General features: G+C 42.4%; 15 protein-coding genes and 1 riboswitch. Of the genes, 11 read left to right on the top strand and 4 right to left on the bottom strand.

Going from position 1 to position 20332, the window contains the following annotated elements:
• Positions 1–13 precede the first annotated feature (13 nt).
• Positions 14–853: a virulence protein RhuM/Fic/DOC family protein gene (rhuM, locus tag AQPE_RS09580; RefSeq protein ID WP_318350835.1), complete on the top strand. Its 840-nt coding sequence runs from the start codon at positions 14–16 to the stop codon at positions 851–853.
• A 3-nt stretch (positions 854–856) separates the two neighbouring features.
• Here rhuM and AQPE_RS09575 read toward each other — a convergent pair whose 3' ends face one another.
• Entirely contained in the window at positions 857–2356 is a 1500-nt protein-coding gene (locus tag AQPE_RS09575; RefSeq protein WP_318347493.1) for an IS1634 family transposase, read from the bottom strand.
• Between the two features lie 61 nt (positions 2357–2417).
• Between AQPE_RS09575 and AQPE_RS09570 the strand changes: the two genes are divergently transcribed.
• Both AQPE_RS09570 and AQPE_RS09565 read left to right on the top strand, forming a co-directional pair.
• Positions 2418–2816 (top strand): type II toxin-antitoxin system death-on-curing family toxin, encoded by a 399-nt coding sequence (locus AQPE_RS09570; RefSeq protein ID WP_318350834.1) that lies wholly within the window; start codon positions 2418–2420, stop codon positions 2814–2816.
• A gap of 75 nt (positions 2817–2891) precedes the next feature.
• A complete protein-coding gene (locus AQPE_RS09565) occupies positions 2892–4310 on the top strand; it encodes an SDR family oxidoreductase (RefSeq protein ID WP_318350833.1) in 1419 nt (472 codons plus the stop codon).
• 290 nt (positions 4311–4600) lie between these two features.
• On the opposite strand, the gene cysS is transcribed toward AQPE_RS09565, so the two are convergent.
• Both cysS and AQPE_RS09555 read right to left on the bottom strand, forming a co-directional pair.
• The gene (gene cysS, locus AQPE_RS09560) at positions 4601–6076 is read right to left on the bottom strand and encodes a cysteine--tRNA ligase (RefSeq protein ID WP_318350832.1); all 1476 of its coding nucleotides are present in this window, start codon (positions 6074–6076) and stop codon (positions 4601–4603) included.
• A 135-nt stretch (positions 6077–6211) separates the two neighbouring features.
• The gene (locus tag AQPE_RS09555; RefSeq protein WP_318350831.1) at positions 6212–6961 is read right to left on the bottom strand and encodes a hypothetical protein; all 750 of its coding nucleotides are present in this window, start codon (positions 6959–6961) and stop codon (positions 6212–6214) included.
• Positions 6962–7149: 188 nt separating this feature from the next.
• Positions 7150–7252: riboswitch (SAM riboswitch) on the top strand.
• 183 nt (positions 7253–7435) lie between these two features.
• Between AQPE_RS09555 and AQPE_RS09550 the strand changes: the two genes are divergently transcribed.
• The 4 genes from AQPE_RS09550 to metH all read left to right on the top strand — a co-directional run bounded on the left by AQPE_RS09550 (position 7436) and on the right by metH (position 13571).
• Entirely contained in the window at positions 7436–8602 is a 1167-nt protein-coding gene (locus AQPE_RS09550; protein WP_318350830.1) for a homocysteine biosynthesis protein, read from the top strand.
• Positions 8599–9021: an NIL domain-containing protein gene (locus AQPE_RS09545; RefSeq protein ID WP_318350829.1), complete on the top strand. Its 423-nt coding sequence runs from the start codon at positions 8599–8601 to the stop codon at positions 9019–9021. Before AQPE_RS09550 ends, AQPE_RS09545 begins: the two co-directional genes overlap by 4 nt.
• 34 nt (positions 9022–9055) lie before the next feature.
• Complete coding sequence (locus AQPE_RS09540) at positions 9056–9802, top strand: UPF0280 family protein (RefSeq protein WP_318350828.1); 747 nt, start codon at positions 9056–9058, stop codon at positions 9800–9802.
• 91 nt (positions 9803–9893) lie between these two features.
• Positions 9894–13571: a methionine synthase gene (metH, locus tag AQPE_RS09535; protein ID WP_318350827.1), complete on the top strand. Its 3678-nt coding sequence runs from the start codon at positions 9894–9896 to the stop codon at positions 13569–13571.
• 368 nt (positions 13572–13939) lie between these two features.
• On the opposite strand, the gene AQPE_RS09530 is transcribed toward metH, so the two are convergent.
• Positions 13940–16561, bottom strand: a complete 2622-nt coding sequence (locus tag AQPE_RS09530) for a glycoside hydrolase family 2 TIM barrel-domain containing protein (RefSeq protein WP_318350826.1) — start codon at positions 16559–16561, stop codon at positions 13940–13942.
• 799 nt (positions 16562–17360) lie between these two features.
• Here AQPE_RS09530 and AQPE_RS09525 point away from each other — a divergent pair.
• The 4 genes from AQPE_RS09525 to AQPE_RS09510 all read left to right on the top strand — a co-directional run bounded on the left by AQPE_RS09525 (position 17361) and on the right by AQPE_RS09510 (position 20133).
• Positions 17361–17711 carry a hypothetical protein gene (locus tag AQPE_RS09525; protein ID WP_318350825.1) on the top strand — a complete coding sequence of 117 codons (351 nt, stop codon included), beginning with the start codon at positions 17361–17363 and terminating at the stop codon, positions 17709–17711.
• 184 nt (positions 17712–17895) lie between these two features.
• Positions 17896–18735: an AAA family ATPase gene (locus tag AQPE_RS09520; RefSeq protein ID WP_318350824.1), complete on the top strand. Its 840-nt coding sequence runs from the start codon at positions 17896–17898 to the stop codon at positions 18733–18735.
• 9 nt (positions 18736–18744) lie between these two features.
• Positions 18745–19845 (top strand): DUF3871 family protein, encoded by a 1101-nt coding sequence (locus tag AQPE_RS09515; RefSeq protein ID WP_318350823.1) that lies wholly within the window; start codon positions 18745–18747, stop codon positions 19843–19845.
• Positions 19846–19869: 24 nt separating this feature from the next.
• Entirely contained in the window at positions 19870–20133 is a 264-nt protein-coding gene (locus AQPE_RS09510) for a hypothetical protein (RefSeq protein WP_318350822.1), read from the top strand.
• Positions 20134–20332 lie beyond the last annotated feature (199 nt).

Genomic DNA, 20332 nt, shown 5'->3' with positions numbered 1-20332 from the left:
GAAAAGGCTGAATATGAACAACTCTGAAATTACGATTTTCAAAACCGAAGACGGTAAAACGGAAATTCAGGTCAAGCTTGAAAATGAAACAGTTTGGCTTAACCTGATGCAGATGAGTGAACTTTTTAGCCGTGATAAATCCGTTATATCCAGACATATAACTAACATTTTTAAGGAGAAGGAACTACCTCGAGTTTCAGTTGTTGCAAAAAATGCAACAACTGCTTTGGATGGAAAGACTTATCAAGTGGAATATTATAACCTTGATGTAATTATATCAGTCGGATACCGGATTAAAAGTCAAAGAGGAACCCAATTCAGAATTTGGGCCAACAAAATCTTAAAAGATTACCTAATTAAAGGATACTCGATCAACGAAAAACGGTTGGTTCAGCAAAACGAACAATTGCGCCAACTCCAGGATTCAGTGAAATTACTTGGTCAAGTGCTTAACCATAAGGAACTTTCAGGAGACGAAAGTACCGGATTGCTAAAAATTATTTCCGATTACGCCTATGCCCTTGACATTCTGGACCAATACGATTATCAAAAGCTTGAAATAACCGAAACTTCAGGCAAAGAGATTTATCAGATCACTTATGAAGAGGCTATTTCTCAGATCGCAAAGGTTAAAATTGCTTATGGGAATAGTGAACTTTTTGGGCGCGAAAAGGATGATTCTTTTAAGAGTTCAATCTCAACAATCTACCAAACTTATAATGGTGCCGATTTATATCCAAGCATTGAAGAAAAGGCAGCCAATTTATTGTATTTCGTAACCAAGAACCATTCATTTTCCGATGGGAATAAGCGCATCGCAGCTTTTCTGTTTCTCTATTTTCCTGACTTGTGACATTTAGTGCGGTAGCAGATTCCATTTGGTAATAAGGTTTGCAAGTTGGCTATTCATGATTTCCTTTGTGGGGGATCGGAAGACAAATGTTTGTTTGGTCAATCGGTCTTGAATATGGGTTTCTGTTATGTTCCAGACAAGGAACCGGATTTCCCTCAATGATAATTTGGTGATTATTTCCAGGTATTTTTCTGCTATCAGAGCGACAAAACAAATCAGTACGTGAGCCTTGATCGCTTCTTGTTTTTGATGGTATATTGGGCGGGTTTGCAAATCAAACTTACTCATGCGGAACGATTGTTCAATGTGCCAGAGCTGGTGGTAACGGTCTATGACCATTTGGTTGGACAGTTGTTGTTCGGGCAAGTTGGTGCAATACCCCTTAATTCCAAGCAACAGCCTCCTTTTTTCTATCAATGTCGTGTTGAGTTCTATTTTTTCTTTAGTAACCTTCCTGACAAATTGAGCCTTCACTTTCAGTGACTGCTTTGCCACCAGCTCTTCGGCTTTTTGAACAAGCTTGTTTAGCTCGTTCAATTCCTTTTTATACCGTTTGAGTGAAAAATCGCACACCAAATAACCGTATCGCGATGGAAAGCGGGCTATGGCACCGTGTTTCCCGTTCAATGTTGCATGGATTTGTTTTACCAATCCAAGTTCCGCATTGGCCAGCCGTGCACCAACAATGTACGATAGTTTCTTTTCCCTGAGTTCGGCAAGCCTTTCTTCATCCAGCATTGCGGCATCGGCTACAATAATTGGCCGTGTCTGCGGGTGGGCTGAGGTAAACGTTTCCACAACCGGGAGCATTGTCTTTCCTTCGAATGTGTTGCCTGCAAAAACCTGATACGACAGTGGAAACCCTGTTTGTGTTACCAGCAGCCCGATGACAATTTGGGGTTGCTGTGACTTGTTGTCCTTTGAGAACCCTTGTATTTTAAACTCATCGGCCTTAAACGACTCGAAATACAATGTGGTAACATCGTACAGCACAAAATAGAAAGGTTCATTGAACTTCTGTTGTGCCACCCTGTAAGCACATTGCTCAATATCTGCCTTGTATGCTGACAACTTTGGAATATTGCGGTAAATCCGTTGAGAATATTTAATGCCGAAGTAATATCCCAGCAGTTCAACAGAGCGGAGTTTTGAAGCAGGCTCGATAAGGCGCATAATGGCCAGATCAAGCAACAGGCGGGGAAGATGGGATAAACCGCATTCATCGAAACAGCCCATGAAGAACCGAAAAGCAAAGTGGTGCGTCACCCCAATGCATTCGCCCCTGTCTACAACTAAAAGTTTTTGTTTTTGGGCAGGGAACAACGATAACTGGGCGGTTTGTTCATCGATCCATTCCAATGCCCTTTGCCTCAAAACAGCCTCTTCTATCTGGTCTTTGGCGCTACCAATATGTTTGCCTACAATCGATCTGTGACCAACATACCTGACAACCTGAACCGCAACAGATCCCGACTTAGTTTTGACTTTTCGTACTGAATACATACCGCAAAATTAGGCGTTAGTGCGGTGAAATCAATAAATATTAATTGCTAAATTGTTAATAATGTGGAATTTAAAAATTGATCTCTGTGGAAAAATCAAAAGTGTCACAAGTCAGGAACTTTTTGGGCGCGAAAAGGATGATTCTTTTAAGAGTTCAATCTCAACAATCTACCAAACTTATAATGGTGCCGATTTATATCCAAGCATTGAAGAAAAGGCAGCCAATTTATTGTATTTCGTAACCAAGAACCATTCATTTTCCGATGGGAATAAGCGCATCGCAGCTTTTCTGTTTCTCTATTTTCTTGAAAAAAATGGTGTTTTGTTTGATGAATTCAGGAATAAACGCATTGCAGACAACGCCTTGGTTGCGCTCACTCTGATGATTGCAGTCAGTCGCCCCGAAGAAAAGGACATCATGACCAAAGTTATTGTCAACCTGATAAATAAGAAGAATTGATTGAAATTCGCAAATCTTTCCTAAATTTCAGCTTAGATTCAGATTCTCTGAACTCCTGATCTTTAATAATTGTGAATGAAAATTTTACTCACTGGAACCACTGGTTATATTGGTCAACGCTTGCTTCCAACTTTACTCGAAGGTGGGCATCAAGTGATCTGTTGCGTTCGGGATAAAAGCCGTTTTGATCTTCGGAAATACCATTCAAAACTGCTTAAAATTATTGAAGTAAATTTTCTGGATGAAAAGTCGCTGGATAATATTCCTGATGATATTGATGCAGCGTATTACCTCATTCACTCCATGTCGGCGCCCAACGCTGACTTCGAGAAACTGGAAAAAATATCGGCAAAAAATTTCAAAAACCGGATTCAGCAAACCAAAGCCCGTCAGGTCATTTACTTGAGCGGAATCGTCAACGATCAAAAACTTTCAAAACACCTGAAATCGAGAAAGTTGGTCGAGGAAATTCTTTCTTCCGGAAGTTATCACCTCACCACGCTGCGGGCTGGCATCATTTTAGGCTCCGGAAGCGCATCTTTCGAGATTATCCGCGATCTGGTTGAAAAATTGCCTTTTATGATTGCGCCAAGGTGGCTCAACACGCGGTCGCAACCCATAGCCATTCGGAATGTGATTGAATACCTGAACGGGGTTTTACTTTTTGAACCTTCGTTTGACCAGAGTTTCGACATTGGCGGCCCTGAAATACTGACCTACAAAGAAATGCTTAAAGGTTTTGGTAAAGTGAGAAACCTGAAACTCCGGATTTTTACCGTTCCGGTAATGACACCAAAGTTTTCGTCGTATTGGCTCTATTTTGTAACTTCAACTTCGTACACGCTGGCAGTGAACCTGGTTGAAAGTATGAGTGTGGAAATTATCTGCCGACCCAACAATTTAAAAGATCTGCTGGGAATAAAACTTATCACTTTCGAAGAAGCCATTCAAAGGGCTTTTGGCAAAATTCAAAACGAAGGGGTTGTTTCGAGTTGGAAAGATGCCCTTTCGAGCAATGTGTTGAATAAAGGAATTTCGCCTCTGCTCGAAGTTCCAACTTTCGGCTGCTTTGTGGATAAGCGGAAATGCGAAGTACAGGACATAGATAATACGCTCAGCAAAATATGGTCGATTGGCGGCGAAAACGGCTGGTATTATGCCAGCTGGCTCTGGGAACTGAGAGGCTTCATTGATAAACTTTTTGGTGGGGTTGGATTGCGCCGTGGAAGAAAAAATACAACAATCATTTCTGCAGGGGACTCACTCGATTTCTGGCGGGTGCTTTATGCCAGCAAAGATGAAAAAAGACTTTTACTTTATGCCGAAATGAAGCTACCGGGTGAAGCCTGGCTCGAATTCGAAATCAGAAACAATATGCTTTATCAAACAGCAACTTTTCGTCCATGGGGTATTTGGGGCCGCAACTACTGGTATGTGCTCATACCCATACACCTTACCATTTTCAAAGGGATGATTAAACGGCTTGCTTCCTGAATCAGACTATTTTAAATGTGTATCCGTTCTTTTACCCAAATCATTAAGAAGAGCGACCGGCCTAGTCTGGTGAGCCGAAAAACAAGTGAAGACGGCGTTAAAAAATCTTTTCTGTTTGATCCACAGGCGAGTTTAAAAGATTTTAGCTGTCGAACGATAGTTTTTCGTGCGAAGCGGACACAGCCTTGACTTTTTTTGATTACTTTTTTGTGTTAAGACAAAAAAGTAATTAGGGTTTGGGGCAAAGCCCCAATTGTAGATTCAATTTGGTATGCAATCGGAAATTCATTTTATTTTTTCAGCTCCCAGCTTACACCGTCTTTTCCGTCTTTGATATCGAAACCAATGGCTGCCAGTTCATTCCGGATTTTATCTGAAGTTGCCCAATCTTTGTTGGCTTTGGCATCTGCCCGAAGTTTCATCAGCAGATCAACAACCTCATTCAAAACTTCACTATTTCCTGAACCAGCCTGATCTTCGCCCTTCAATCCAAAAATATCGAAAACAAAAGTGTTAAAAAGTGATTTCAGTGAGTCTTTATCAGCCGCGGCGATTGTTGACTTTCCATCGGCAATTGAATTAATCATTTTCACGCCATCGAACAAATATGCAATAGCAATCGGGCTGTTCATATCATCAGCCATAGCCGCATAGCAATTAGCTGAAAGTTCTGAAATATTTACTGAAGAAGATTCTGAAACAGGTAACGAATCGATTTTTGCAACGGCTTTCATCAACCGTTCCAAACCTTTTTCCGATGCCTGAAGCGCTTCGTTCGAGAAATCGAGCGTGCTGCGGTAATGCGCCTGCAACATAAAAAAGCGGATGGTCATCGGGCTATATGCCTTTTCGAGTAGTGGATGATTTCCGGAAAAGAACTCGTCAAGCGAAATAGCATTCCCGAGCGACTTGCCCATTTTCTGACCGTTCAGGGTAATCATGTTGTTGTGCATCCAGTAGCGAACAGCCGGTTTCCCGTGAGCAGCCTGCGACTGCGCCATTTCAGCTTCGTGGTGTGGAAAAGTCAAATCCATTCCACCGCCATGAATATCAAAAGTTTCGCCCAAATATTTGCAGCTCATGGCTGTACATTCCATGTGCCAGCCCGGAAATCCGTCACTCCAGGGCGAAGGCCAGCGCATAATATGTTCGGGCGATGCCTTTTTCCAGATGGCAAAATCCAGTCCCGAGAGCTTTTCATCCTGTCCGTCCAGCGAGCGTGTATTGCTGATCAGGTCTTCAATTTTGCGACCCGATAACTTTCCATATTCATTTTCAGCAGCAAATTTCTCCACGTCAAAATACACCGAACCGTTGCTTTCATAGGCATATCCGGAGTTCAAGATTTTCTTCACTTCCTCAATCTGCTCAATGATATGGCCCGAAGCACGAGGTTCGATACTGGGCGATTCCAAATTCAGTAATGCCATCGCCTCGTGATACATATTGGTGTATTTCTGCACCACTTCCATGGGTTCAAGCTCGTCGAGTTTTGCTTGCTGTGCAATTTTATCTTCACCCTCATCGGCATCTGCAACCAAATGGCCAACATCGGTGATGTTGCGCACGTAGCGCACTTTGTAGCCAATCTGCTTCAGGAAGCGAAAAAGCAGATCGAAGCTGATCGCCGAGCGGGCATGGCCCAGATGAGGCGGACCATAAACCGTTGGACCACAAACATACAACCCAGCTTTGCCAGGAACCAACGGTTCAAAAACTTCTTTCTTGCGCGTAAGGGTATTGTATATCTGTATTTCCTGAATCATGACCTTTTGTTTTTCGTGCTGCAAATGTAAAAATTATTGATGAATTCAATTGGATGAACATTTTCAATACTGATGTGCACTGGAATAAATCAGAAAAAATTAACTAAACCTTGAACGATTATATTCTGAAGTAATTTATTTCGCTCCGGATTCCATTTTTTCGAGTCTCCACTCGCTCAATTGCTTGATCCGGTTCAATACGTTTGCAGTTACGCGGTTATGCACTCCCTCCCAGATTTTATTCACGAACGGCCAGCGGGGCTGATATTCTTTTCCGTAGAAATTAAAACCAACTGTTAGAAACAACTGAGATTGTTCCGTTTCGCCCATATCTTCTATCGATGATCGCACATACATCATAAAAATACCAATGGGATATCCACCACTGCATTTATACAGAAGATAACGGGCATTGTCAAAATCATAAGGATCAGGAACACGCTTAATCCGGATCGAATTCAGCAGGAACAACGGAATGAATTTCATTCCCAAAAAGCTTTTTTCTCCGCCAAATGGGTACTTTTTCCAGCCAAAAGGCAAAACACGGATCGCTTCAATGTCATCCTCAATGCGCTCTATTTTTGCAATATGGTTTGGCCAGCAACTCGAATCACCATTCCAATTCAACAACTCATTAAAAACATAGCTGACCGGAGCTTCAATCCCTATGTGATGAACATTTAAAACGGTATATCGATCAACACCCTCTCCAACTCGTTGTAAAATCCGGTTATTGTATTCCAGTCTTTTTTCTTCGGAAGTAAATTTAATCAGCGTCGGAATTTGTGGCTTTTTCCATAGAAAGTTCCTGAAATCGGAAAACAGCCCCTTGCTTTTTGTAGGTGGATGCAGAATTGTGTCCGTATCTGTTTTAAGATTTCTCATAAATATGGTTTCAGTTCATTTCACTGAATAATCGTGAAAAGTGAATCGATGAATGATCTCCTAAAATTAACTAAATCTGAAGATTTCATCGTTTAACTTCAGTCAAAATCCTGATTTATTTGATAGTTCGGTTTTTTGAGCTTACTTTTGCTCACATTATCAAATAATCCTTCCAAAAGTCGGTTGTTTGGTTATAAAGAAGAGCGGAGAGATCGGGCTCAGCGAAGCTCTGGCAACCATCAAAACAGATGAAACGGTGCCAATACCCGGCCGGAAACGGAATTATAATTTAAACAAAACAATGAAGTCACTTTCAAAATTACACATCCTGAGTTTCATGCACTTCGCAAACGGGTGTATGTGCTAATTCCAAATCTTTAGTCGCGTATTATTTTCAACACGAAGGCTCAAAGACACAAAGAAATTAAACTTCGTGTTTTCGTGACTTTGTGTTTAAGCATAAAATATCAAACTATGAGCATTCAAAAAACATACGAAGAAATTAACGAGAAAATCCGTCGAGGTGAGGCAGTGGTGCTCACTGCCGAAGAAGTATCGCAAATGGCACTCACGGCCACGCCCGAAGAGATTGCCGAAAAAGTAGATGTAGTTACCACTGCAACTTTTGGCGCCATGTGCTCGTCGGGCGCGATTGTCAACTTTGGTCATGCCAATCCGCCTATCAGGATGGAAAAAATACGGTTGAACGGAGTTCCGGCCTACGAAGGTCTGGCCGCCGTTGATACCTACATCGGCGCAACTGCCTGCGATCCGGAAAACCCCAAATATGGCGGTGCTCATGTCATTCAGGATTTGGTTGATGGGAAAGACATTGAGTTGGAAGCCTGGGGAAAAGGTACTGACTGTTATCCGCGGAAACACATCAAAACCATCATCAACAAGGAAACGGTGAACGAAATGATCCTGTTTAACCCGCGCAATGCCTACCAAAATTATCCCGTGGCGGTGAATTCAACTTCGCAGATGAAATATACGTACATGGGTAATTTGCTGCCCAATATGCGCAATGCGACTTATTCCACTTCCGGCGAATTGAGTCCGCTTTTGAACGATCCGGAAATGAAAACCATTGGCATCGGAACCCGGATTTTTCTGGGCGGAACGCAGGGATTTGTGGTTTGGCCGGGTACACAGTTCAATACTTTGAAGCCGAAAAATGAATTTGGGGTACCGGTCAGCAATTCGGCTACACTGGCCGTAATGGGCAATCTGAAAGAAATGTCGTCTGAATTTTTGCAGGCGGCCTATTACGAAAAATACGGCGTGAGCTTATTTGTTGGAATTGGCATCCCGATTCCGGTGCTGAATGCCGACATTGCCAAAAACGTATCCATCCGGAACGAACAGATTGAAACCACGGTCTGCGATTACGGCGTGGAAGGAAGTCCTGCATTGGGACGAGTGACCTACGCCGAATTGCGTTCAGGCGAGATTGAAGTTCAGGGGAAAAAGATACGAACAGCGCCGGTTTCGAGTTTGGCCAAAGCCCGTAAAATTGCCAAAATTCTGAAACAATCGATTCTGGCTGGCGAATTTGAAATCAGCAAACCGGTACAGATGTTTCCAACAAATACATCTCTCAAATCTCTTAAAGAAGTTAAAGGAGGGGAGCAATCATGAAAATGCAGAAAAAAAGATATGTCCTGAAATTTCCGGCTCAGAGTGGCGATATGCCGTTGAGCTACCACCTTGTCAAAGATTTTGATATCCGGATCAATATTCTTCGGGCTGAAGTTTGGCCGGGCAAAACCGGTAGTCTGGTGTTGGAACTGGAAGGAACAACAACTAACCTGAAAAACGGGATTGCCTACTTGGAAGAAAATCAGGTGAGTTGTGAGCCTTTGAACAAGAAAATTACCTGGGACAATGCACGTTGCATCAGTTGTGGAAACTGCACAGCGGTTTGTTTTGCGGGAGCATTGCAAATGAACCCAGAAAAGTGGGAGCTTCAATTTGACCCGGAGAAATGTATTGTTTGCGAATTGTGCGTTCCGGCTTGTCCACTGAATTTGTTTAAAATCGATTTCAGGGATAATTGAAGGATCGAAGGACTGAAGGATTGATTGTCAGGAAATGATTGAACAACGCACATATCGCAACCAGTTTTCGCAGCAGCGGTTTCGGTCGTTCGTGGTGAATTACAAGGAAACTGACTTGTGGATTGGTGTCGATCCGGGATCGTTTCGCGATGAAATGCAAGAGGTCGCACTGGCCAAAGTCATTGCTCTGCGCACCGAAATGGAGGCGTATTTGTTGAATGATCCCGTGTTTGGCAGAACCTTCGAACCACACGCTGTAAAACCGAATGCGCCGGAAATTGTTAATAGGATGGCCGATGCAGCCCGTCGTGCCGAAGTTGGACCGATGGCTGCCGTAGCTGGTGCGTTCTCTGAAGCGGTTGGCCAGCATTTGATGCAACAGTTTTCCATTCAGGAAATTGTGGTTGAAAATGGAGGCGATATATTTTTGAAAATTAACCGAAATTTGCTGATGTCGGTTTATGCCGGGAATTCGCCGCTTTCAGGAAAAATTGGAATTGAAATTCAGGCATCCGAATCGCCACTGGGAGTTTGTACTTCGGCCGGAACAGTTGGTCCATCTGTAAGCCTTGGAAAAACAGATGCCACGATGATTATTTGCCGCAATACGGCTTTGGCCGATGCACTGGCCACAAGATTTGGAAACCTAGTTCAGGTTCCTGAAGATGTACAGCAGGTGACGCAGCAAACTGTGCCGTTCCCGGAAATACTCTCGGCAGTAATTATTTGCTGGGATAAAATCGGAATTCGGGGACAGTTTGAAATGAAACTTTTAAGATAGAGTTAATAAACTGCCACAAAGACACAAAGGCACAAAATAATTTTACCAGTTGCTTTAAGTCTTTGTGCCTTTGTGGCAAATCTTTAAAAAAATGATGACAACGAAAAAAAACATACAAAGCGAACTCGAATCGCGGGTTTTGGTGCTCGACGGAGCCATGGGAACCATGATTCAGAAACATCGCCTTTCGGAAGAAGATTTCCGGGGCAAGATTTTTACTGATTTTCAGTTCGACCTGAAAGGCAACAACGACTTGCTTTCAATTACAAAGCCCGAAATTATCCGTGAAATCCATACGCAATTTCTAGAAGCTGGCGCTGATATTATCGAAACAAATACATTCAATTCAACTAGTATTTCGCAGGCTGATTACCATTTGGAAGAATGGGTGTACCAGCTCAATTTGCAGTCAGCTCAACTCGCCGTTAAAATCGCTGAAGAGTTTACCGCAAAAGATCCGGAAAAACCTCGTTTTGTGGCAGGAGCAATCGGACCGATGAATAAAACGCTTTCGTTGTCTCCGGACGTGAACGATCCTGGATTTCGATCGGTGACTTTCGACGAGGTAAAGGCTTCGTATCGAGAACAGGTTAAAGGCCTGCTGGATGGAGAGGTTGACTTGTTACTTGTCGAGACAATTTTCGATACCTTGAATGCGAAAGCCGCGCTTTTTGCCATCGAAGAAGAACTCGACGAGCGTGGAATCCGCTTGCCTGTAATGGTTTCAGGAACAATTACCGATGCCAGCGGGCGAACTCTTTCAGGACAAACCGTGGAAGCTTTCCTGACTTCTGTTTCGCACATTGATTTACTTTCCATCGGGCTGAATTGCTCGCTTGGAGCAAAAGATATGCGTCAGTATTTGGAAGAACTCTCGAAGAAGTCTCCGTTTTTTATAAGTGCCTACCCGAATGCCGGTTTGCCCAACCAGTTTGGCGAATACGACGAAACACCGTCCGAAATGGCGTATCAGGTCGGCGATTTTCTCGACAATAAATTTGTGAATATCATTGGTGGCTGTTGTGGAACAACTCCTGATCACATTCGTGAACTGGCCAAAATAGCTTTGAAATCGGAACCACATCACCGACATAAAAAGGACAAAAACACAAAACTCAGCGGATTGGAGCCGGTTGTTTTAACTCCGGAAACCAACTTTGTGAATATTGGAGAACGTTGCAATGTGTCGGGTTCGCGCAAATTTGCCCGTTTAATTCGCGAAGGAAAATACGAAGAAGCCATTGCCATTGCACGAAATCAGGTTGACGAAGGTGCTCAGGTTATCGACATTAATATGGACGACGCGATGCTTGACGCTAAAAAGGAAATGGTCACTTTTCTGAATTTGCTGATGGCCGAGCCTGATATTGCCCGCGTTCCGATGATGATTGACTCGTCGAAATGGGAAGTAATTGAAGCCGGGCTGAAATGCGTTCAAGGTAAAGCAATTGTGAATTCCATCAGCATGAAGGAAGGTGAAGCTGTGTTCCGGAAACAGGCACAATTGCTGAAACGATATGGAGCTGCGGTGGTTGTGATGGCTTTCGACGAAATAGGACAAGCCGATTCGTTCGAGCGACGAATTGAAATCTGCCAGCGAGCCTACAACATTTTGGTCAACGAAATTGATTTTCCGCCTCAGGATATCATTTTCGATTCTAATATCCTGATCATCGGCACCGGAATGGAGGAACACATGAATTACGCGGTTGACTTCATCAATGCAGTTAGCTGGATCAAAAAGAACTTGAAACACGCCAAAACCAGCGGTGGAGTCAGCAATGTGTCATTTTCATTCCGTGGAAACGATCAGGTTCGCGAAGCCATTCACTCCGTTTTTCTGTATCACGCGATCAAAGCTGGTCTCGACATGGGTATTGTGAACCCCGGAATGTTGCAGATTTACGACGAAATTCCGAAGGACTTTCTGGAAAAAGTAGAGAATTTAGTACTGAATAGAAACCCGAATGCCACTGAAGAATTGCTCGAATTTGCACAGACATTAAAAGCACAGGATGCCAAAGAAGAGCGAAAAGACGAATGGCGCGACTTACCAGTTGAAAAGCGGTTGGAGCATGCGCTGGTAAAAGGTTTGCCTGACTTTATCGATGTTGATCTGGCTGAAGCACTGCCGCTTTACACGCCGGTTCTGAATATTATTGAAGGTCCGCTGATGGACGGCATGAATGTGGTTGGCGACTTGTTTGGCGCCGGAAAAATGTTCCTTCCGCAGGTAATTAAATCTGCCCGGGTGATGAAAAAAGCGGTTGCTTATTTGTTGCCGTACATCGAAGCCGACAAAGATAAATTTGACACTTCTGACAACCGCAAAGTGGTGCTGATGGCCACAGTAAAAGGCGATGTGCACGACATTGGTAAAAACATTGTCGGTGTGGTTTTGGGCTGCAACAACTACCGGGTAATCGATCTGGGCGTGATGGTTCCCACCGACAAAATTCTGGAAACGGCCATTCAGGAAAATGTGGATATCATTGGGTTAAGCGGTTTGATTACGCCATCGCTCGAAATTATGGTGGATGTGGCCACCGAAATGGAACGCCGGGGCATGAACCTGCCACTTTTGATTGGCGGTGCAACCACATCAAAAATACACGCTGCAGTAAAAATTGCTCCTCAGTATAAAAATCCGGTGATTCATGTCAAAGACGCGTCGCGCGCGGTGAGCGTGGTTTCGAACCTGCTCTCCGGAAATGAAGAATTCCTGAAGGAAATTCGTGATGATTATCAAGCTGTGCGCGATTTGCACGGGCAGAAGAAAGCGAAGAAATACCTGTCGATTGAGGAAGCACGTGCCAATAAACTGAAAATTGATTGGGACAATACGCCGATCTATAAACCCAATTTTGTGGGCATCAAACAACTGATTGATTACCCGATTTCGGAATTGCGGAAATTCATCGATTGGACATTCTTTTTCTTTGTTTGGGAACTGAAAGGTAAGTTTCCGGATATCCTGAACGACGAACTTCAGGGCGAAGAAGCTCGCAAATTGTACGCAGATGCCAACCGGATGCTCGATCGGATCGAAGCCGAGAAGATGGTTCAGGCCAATGGCGTTTTCGGAATCTGGCCAGCCAATGCCGATGGCGACGACATTGTTTTGTATGAAGATGAAACCAAGAACAAAGAGGTTGGACGCTTTTATCACCTCCGTCAGCAGGAGGCCAAAAAAGCTGGTTCGCCAAACTATTGCCTGTCTGACTTTATTGCGCCTATAGAAAGTGGTAAAACCGATTATTTTGGCGCCTTTGCCGTTACCGGCGGAGTTGGCATCGAAAAATGGATGAAGGAATACAAGGAAGATCATGACGATTACAATGCGATTTTGCTAGAGGCATTGGCGGACAGACTTTCAGAAGCTTTCGCTGAATTACTGCATTTGCAGGTTCGGAAGGATTATTGGGGATATGTTCCGGAAGAGAATCTCTCGCTCGAAGAAATGTTCCATGTCGATTACCAGGGAATCCGCCCGGCCATTGGCTACCCGGCCTGTCCGGAGCACCACGAAAAGGGAAACCTGTTGAACATGCTAAAAGCTGATGAAATTGGAATGACTTTGACCGAACACTTTATGATGCGCCCAACGGCTTCGGTGAGTGGAGAGTTTTTCGTTCATCCTGAATCTAAATATTTCAGTCTTGAAAAAGTAGGCAAAGATCAGGTTGAAGATTATGCCCGCCGCAAAGGGGTGAGCGTGGAAGTCATCGAAAAATTTATGCCCGCGAATCTGAATTATAAAGGGATATAAGAAAGTTGGTAGGCGCAGTGATTAGTCTGGCTCATTCACGAGAAATAACAGAGTTCGGCCAATCTATAATAAGGAAATAGAAGTTGAAGAACTTATATTTCCTTATACGCCAATGAAAATAATTCTGGATACAAATAGCCTAAAAGTGATTTCGGAACAAGTGGGAAACTTGTGGATTTTGGTATCAAAACCTTTTCTACCATAGTAATTCCAATGATTGTGCAGGAAGAATTGCTTGTCCTGTCAGTTCACGACACCGATCAACGTTCTCATCAATGCCCGCGAAGTTTTTAGAGTGACAAAATAAAAAGGAGATCATTTTTGATCTCCTTTTCTATATGCTCTTCAAGCTGTTTTTGCAGAGCAGACTATTTTGCTGTTAATACAAGTGATGATCCTTTCAGTCCCTCGGCGGCTGCCTTGAGGGTAATAGTTCCAGGGGTTGTTTCCGGCCGAATGATTGCCAGACATATTCCCTGATAGGCTTTTTTGTGTGGTAGCTGAAAACTTGACATATCTCTTGGATCGCCACTTCCAACTCCGGCAATCGTGCCTTTACCAGCCACTTCAAAATTTACAACAATGTTGTCAGCGTCTGGTACGACGTTTCCATCAGCATCAATTATTTCGGCCATTACATACGATAAGTCGTTACGATCAGCCCTGATGTTGGTCCTATCTGCAACCAGTCGCACAGATGCTGGCTTCCCGGTTGTTTTCAGTGTTTGCGATGCTGTTTCCTTTCCATTGTCGTAACAACGAGCAATAAGAGTTCCAGGCTCATAAGCAACCTCGAATGTTGCAGTAATCGATTTTCCAAGATCCACATTTTGTTCGCCTACAATCTTCCCGTTTAATTCGAGCTTTACCAGTTGGCTGCGGGTGTAAACATGAATCGTGAATTTTTTACCTTCTAGCCCCGCCCAGTTCCAGCTTTTTAGTTCATCAGGAAATCCCCAGTTACTTATTTGCTCTTTTTTACCTTCAGGTATTGGCCGGTGTACAAATAATTCAACTTTACTTTTACCCCAAACAACATGCTGATAAAATGAAGGCACTTTTCTGTTACCTATCAGGTCAATGTCGCCCTGATAATTGGTATAAACCGGCCATACATCGCGTCTGAAGAAGCCACCTCCAGCCGCTGCAGCAGGTCGGGCCCCCGGGCCAGTTCCCTGCAAACCTTGTGGCACATTCCCTGCTTGTATTACTTGTCCGGGTGCTCCTGATGTTTGTGGATTGGCAGCACCGGGTGATGCCGGATTATTTTCAGGAACAATATCTCTAAGCTGCGGCAGACCTACACCAGCCTCTCCAATGTTATCGATGGCAGTCCACACAAAATACCCAATAACATATGGAAGCTTTTTGACGATCTCATAGTTTTCCAATGCAAGCGGAGGATTCGTTTCAGTTCCAACCATTACACGGTCAGGATATTTAATATGATCCGACTCATACCTCTTGTATGCGTAATTATAACCGATGAGATCAAAGAGCGCCATGTGTTCGGGAATCGAATCCCATTTACTTGGCTGACCTCGCATCCAGGCAAAATCATTAAAACATTCCGTAACAAAACGCGACTTATCGAACTTGCGGATTTCTCCGGTCAGGGTTTTGGCAATCCTTAACCCTGAAGTATCAAATGTTTCGCGAATTTCGTTCCCGATACTCCAGATTAAAACGGAAGGGTGATTCCGATCTCGCTTGACCCACGACTCCACATCTCTCTGCCACCATTCAGCGAAGTTCAAATGGTAGTCCTGATCCTTTTTGGGAGTTTCCCACATGTCGAATATTTCGTTGATTACGACCATTCCCAGACGGTCACATGCATCAAGCAATGCCGGGGAAGGCGGATTGTGGCTGGTCCTGATTGCATTGAATCCTGCTTTCTTCAAAACTTCAATTTTGCGCTCCTCGGCCCTGTCGATTGATGCTGCTCCCAGTGGTCCATTGTCATGATGGTAGCACCCTCCAATCAAATCAACCGATTTCCCATTGATCGTTAAACCGTTATTTGCATCAATTTTTATGCTGCGAATGCCAAAAGTGGACTCCTGATTATCGACTTCCTTTTTGTCCTCAAGTACGGAAACTTTTGCCTTATATAGGTTAGGTTCTTCGATTGACCAGAGTGCCGGGCTCTTTACCTGAATATTCTGTGTTAGTTTTATTGTCTGATCAGATGACAATGTAGAATTGCTTTTGGTTGACCCAACCAATTTGCCTGAAGGGTCAAATAACTGAGTTTGCAGGACTATATTTTGATCATTAATGCCTGTATTCTCAAGGGTAGTGGTAATTTTCACATTTGCAGAATTTCCAGAAACTTCCGGAGTTGTAATGTATAGGCCACCGGCCATAGCGATATGAACAGGATTTACGCTTGTCAGCCATACATGCCGGTTTATTCCTGATCCGGAGTACCAGCGGGAATTTAATCCTGTGTTCCTGACACGCACTGCAACAACATTTGCCTGTCCGGCAGGTTTGAGGAATGAAGTAATATCGTAATAAAACGGCGTATATCCATACGGATGAAATCCAAGATGTTTCCCGTTGATCCATACATCGGAATTCATATATACGCCGTCAAACTGCAGGTAATTAACTTTGTTCCGATCTTCTTCTTTAACGGTAAAAGTCTTTCTGTACCAACCAATTCCTCCAATCAGGTAGCCTGAGCTCATTTTGTCGACAGAAGATTTATCAAATGGTCCGATTATATTCTCTCCATTCTGACCAGGTAGATCTTCAATGCTCCAGTCGTGAGGCACATCAAGAATTCTCCATCCTGAATCATTGAAATCAGGGTTTTCGGCGCCCGACAGACTATCTTTTAAAAAGCGCCATCCATTATCAAATGATATGGTTCTGGAATTAAGATCAGATGTTGGCGGTTTATTAAATGTGGTGAATCCAAATAACAGGACAAGAGAAAGGCTTAAAAGAAGAGCACTCAAAGAAAGTTTCTGCTTTTTCATAGTTTATTTAGGTTAGATTTTACAATGCTGTTTATAAAGGACTTAGACTAGAAGGAAGTGAATGAGTTTAATTTGAGTTTAACTTTATTTTAGACCTGACATTATATCTCAGAACTCTAGTTTGAGGAGGTTGGAAAACTGGGTGAAATATTGCAGGAAGTTGGATGGAAAGACTAAAAAGAAGATAATAAGTTGCATCTTTTCAAAAAAATCAAGAGTTGTAACCTGTGGGTTCACAACACCGATCAACGTGCTCATTAATACCGGCAAGGATAAAAGCAAAAAAAGGCCAGATTTTCATCTGACCTTTTCGATGCTCTCCAGGTAGGACTTGAACCTACTCTGTATGTAGCTTAAAATCAATTTATTGCAGTCTGGTAAGCTTCGATAGTCTCGAATTTCACACCTCTTTATTGCACTCTGCTCAAAGAACTTCCAGTAGTAAAGTTATAATTTATTGCTGGATATATCAATCACTGATCAATCTATTTTTAAATTAGTGCTGTATATAAAACCATATATATGGGGCATAGTTTTGTACTTATTATTTATAATCAACAGCCGTTATGCCTGCCTGAAAAATTTTGGAAAAAATAAAAAATTCCAAAACTTCAATGAGTGCAAAGACCAATAAATCATAACTCCCCCGCCATCACTTTGATGGGGTTCATCGGGCTGGGCTAATCTTTAGTTTTTCAATTTAGGTTCTCGCCGGGTCGTTTCCACCTTAACTAACCCTTGGCGGCTCCACTCTACTGGGAATCGCAGTTAAATTTATTAACCACAAAATTTTACTACTATGGTAACAATTGTTGATTATTCCCTCAGAGCAAATCGCGAGGGTAAAGAATTCTTTGCATTAATCCTACAAGGTGGGATTGAAATGGTGAAATCGAAAGGATCTGAAAGGTATTATGCGACTTCCAAAAAATGTATGATTCCTTCCACTTTTGATGAACAGACCTGCAAATCGAGCTTGGGTGAAAAACTGCCCGGTACTATTCAGAAAAGAAGCTGTGAACCTTATGAGTACACCATTCAGGAAACTGGTGAAGTCATCGAAATGAACTATCGCTGGGAATATCTTGCTGAAGGTGAATCTCTGGAAGAATGTGTATTCGAAGGTATCATTGAACCCGCATTTTCATAACATTTCTGATCATCAGTCTGGATGAGTGATATAATAATATGGCTATTTTGCTTGAAGGGGCGTTCGTTTTTGAATGCCCTTTTTAGGCTATTATAATGTCATTTGACGATACCTTTTCTTAACTATACATAATATCACTTCTTCGGAGTTGATGCATCAAACGTCATTAAAACATGCTAAAATCATGAAATTACAACAAGCAGAACGTAAGCAAGCAAAGATTAAACTTGGCTTACAGGGACCATCAGGGTCTGGAAAAACCTACTCCGCATTATTGTTGGCCTATGGGCTAATTAACGACTGGAACAAAATAGCCATTATAGATACAGAAAACCATTCGGCTGATCTCTATGCTCATTTGGGAACCTATCAGGTATTGGCACTTGACAAACCATTTGCACCAGAGCGGTACATTGAAGCCATTGATGTTTGCGAACAAGCAGGAATGGAAGCTATTATTATTGATTCAATCTCGCATGAGTGGGAAGGTACAGGTGGTATTTTGGAAACACACGGAGCAATGCTGGGTAATTCATTTACCAACTGGGCAAAAGTTACACCAAGACACAATGATTTTGTACAGCGAATTTTGCAATCCAACTGTCATATTATTGCTTCAATCAGATCAAAACAGGAATGGGTACTTTCCGAAAAGAATGGCAAAATGGTTCCTGAGAAATTGGGGCTAAAAGGAGTTACTCGCGAAGGCCTGGATTATGAATTTACGATTGTTTTTGAACTGGATATTAAACATCAGGCGACATCAACGAAAGATCGTACAGGATTATTCATGGACAAGCCATCCTTTATGATTTCATCAGCTACGGGGCAAAGAATTGCCACTTGGTGTAAATCAGGTAAAACCTTGGCAGATCTCAAGGTGGATGTTACCCAGACTACCACAGTTGATCAGCTGCGAGACATTTTGAGAAACAATCCAAACTATCGCAGTGAACTGGAGCCTTTATGTGTCACCAGAAAAAAACAAATTGAAAATCCTATTGCTGAATTAAATCACCCTTAAAACTGAATCATGGAATTAAAGCAAGTTAATAACAGCGCAATATTACCAGTTGTAAGAACTGATGAATTTGAGCAGAACGAATTGGAAATTCTGTCAGTAAAGCAACCCAAGTCCGAGAATGAAATCTTTCCATTCGATTTTGAGTTGATTGATGCCGAAGAAATCATTCAGCCGATAGAAATGGTGAATGAAATATCCTCCGAACACTTCATTACTTCCAATACCGAGCCCATTCTTTTGGATGAACTGAAAAATAAGTGCATCATTCCGGTATTCTCCAAAGACAATGAATCAACAATCAGCCATTCCGAATTTATCAATACAGTTGCTGAAATTGGCTCAACCTTCTTTTCAGGAGAACGAATGCTACAGCCTTCTATAAAGGTTTCACATCCAATCAAGGGTCGTATTCCTGAAGCAATGGGTAAAGCAGTAAAGGATTTAATGGAGGATGAAAAGACAATCTATTACGAGCGAATGGCTTTTATGATTGAATTTCCCAATATTGCTGAAACGATCAATGGGAACAAGCTTTCACTCTCAATTGGAGGAGTTCGGTCGTATAACCATGAAAATCTGTACAGTCGCAAGATTGAAGAGCATTTCAAGGTGTTTATTGGATTCAAAAATCATGTTTGTACCAATCTGTGTATTTCAACCGATGGATTTAAAAAGGAGATTCGTGTAAAATCCTTGTCTGATCTGGCTTTTGAAGTTTATCAGTTGTTGGCAGAATTTAAAACCGACAGGCATTTGAATCAGCTTCACCAGTTAGGTGATTATTCATTGACTGAAAGACAGTTTGCTCAACTTCTGGGAAAATCAAGGATGTATCAGTATTTGCCTTTAAATCAAAAGAAGTCAATTGAGCCGATACCTATCAATGATTCGCAGATTTCATCCATTGCCAGGGAATACTACCAAGATAAATCCTTCAGTCGGAATACGAATGGCGATATTGATTTATGGAGACTATACAACCTTTTTACAGGGGCAAACAAAACTTCGTATATCGATACATTTCTGGATCGTAGCGTAGGTTGTCTCGATTTTGTGCAGTCTATAGCTAATCAGTTGGAATCAGGGGTAAACTCTTGGTACATCAGCTGATTATCAAGATTAAACAAAAGGCTGATGCAAATGTCAGAGAGCAATCGAGCGTATATCCTTGAGCTTTATAAGATTGTCAGTACTACCAGTATTTTGGTTGTTGACCATAAAGGTAATTTGAAAAGGCTTCATTGTCCTTTCCAAGTGGTTGCCATAGTAGAAGTGCCTCCGCAGATTGTTGTGGGGGCTTTCTACATGGTAGATGCCATTAAAATGACATTGGAGCTGAAAGAGGTTTACATCATTGAAGGTAAAGGGTACTTTATCTGGTATTTTAAGATCATCTGAAATTGTTGTCCATCCATCTATGTACCTAGGGAAACTGGTTGGATGGACGCTTTTATAATTGTTGGTTTACGCTGTATTTTTCAGATCATTTTTGAGACGGTTTACCAACGTGAAAAAACAAAACCACTGAAAAATGGCACAAATCAGGAGTTGCAAGTAAGTTGTGACTCCTTGATTTTGTAATAAAATCCAATCTTAT

The organism is Aquipluma nitroreducens (genome assembly GCF_009689585.1).
GTDB classification, from domain to species: Bacteria; Bacteroidota; Bacteroidia; order Bacteroidales; family Prolixibacteraceae; genus Aquipluma; species Aquipluma nitroreducens.
The sequence above is the reverse complement of the archived record's forward strand: the minus strand, read 5'-3'. Positions and strand labels throughout refer to the sequence as shown.

Coding starts and splice junctions, on each gene's coding strand:
- rhuM (WP_318350835.1), top strand. CDS start 14: ATGAACAACTCTGAAATTACGATTTTCAAAACCGAAGACGGTAAAACG.
- AQPE_RS09575 (WP_318347493.1), bottom strand. CDS start 2,356: ATGTATTCAGTACGAAAAGTCAAAACTAAGTCGGGATCTGTTGCGGTT.
- AQPE_RS09570 (WP_318350834.1), top strand. CDS start 2,418: ATGTGGAATTTAAAAATTGATCTCTGTGGAAAAATCAAAAGTGTCACA.
- AQPE_RS09565 (WP_318350833.1), top strand. CDS start 2,892: ATGAAAATTTTACTCACTGGAACCACTGGTTATATTGGTCAACGCTTG.
- cysS (WP_318350832.1), bottom strand. CDS start 6,076: ATGATTCAGGAAATACAGATATACAATACCCTTACGCGCAAGAAAGAA.
- AQPE_RS09555 (WP_318350831.1), bottom strand. CDS start 6,961: ATGAGAAATCTTAAAACAGATACGGACACAATTCTGCATCCACCTACA.
- AQPE_RS09550 (WP_318350830.1), top strand. CDS start 7,436: ATGAGCATTCAAAAAACATACGAAGAAATTAACGAGAAAATCCGTCGA.
- AQPE_RS09545 (WP_318350829.1), top strand. CDS start 8,599: ATGAAAATGCAGAAAAAAAGATATGTCCTGAAATTTCCGGCTCAGAGT.
- AQPE_RS09540 (WP_318350828.1), top strand. CDS start 9,056: ATGATTGAACAACGCACATATCGCAACCAGTTTTCGCAGCAGCGGTTT.
- metH (WP_318350827.1), top strand. CDS start 9,894: ATGATGACAACGAAAAAAAACATACAAAGCGAACTCGAATCGCGGGTT.
- AQPE_RS09530 (WP_318350826.1), bottom strand. CDS start 16,561: ATGAAAAAGCAGAAACTTTCTTTGAGTGCTCTTCTTTTAAGCCTTTCT.
- AQPE_RS09525 (WP_318350825.1), top strand. CDS start 17,361: ATGGTAACAATTGTTGATTATTCCCTCAGAGCAAATCGCGAGGGTAAA.
- AQPE_RS09520 (WP_318350824.1), top strand. CDS start 17,896: ATGAAATTACAACAAGCAGAACGTAAGCAAGCAAAGATTAAACTTGGC.
- AQPE_RS09515 (WP_318350823.1), top strand. CDS start 18,745: ATGGAATTAAAGCAAGTTAATAACAGCGCAATATTACCAGTTGTAAGA.
- AQPE_RS09510 (WP_318350822.1), top strand. CDS start 19,870: ATGCAAATGTCAGAGAGCAATCGAGCGTATATCCTTGAGCTTTATAAG.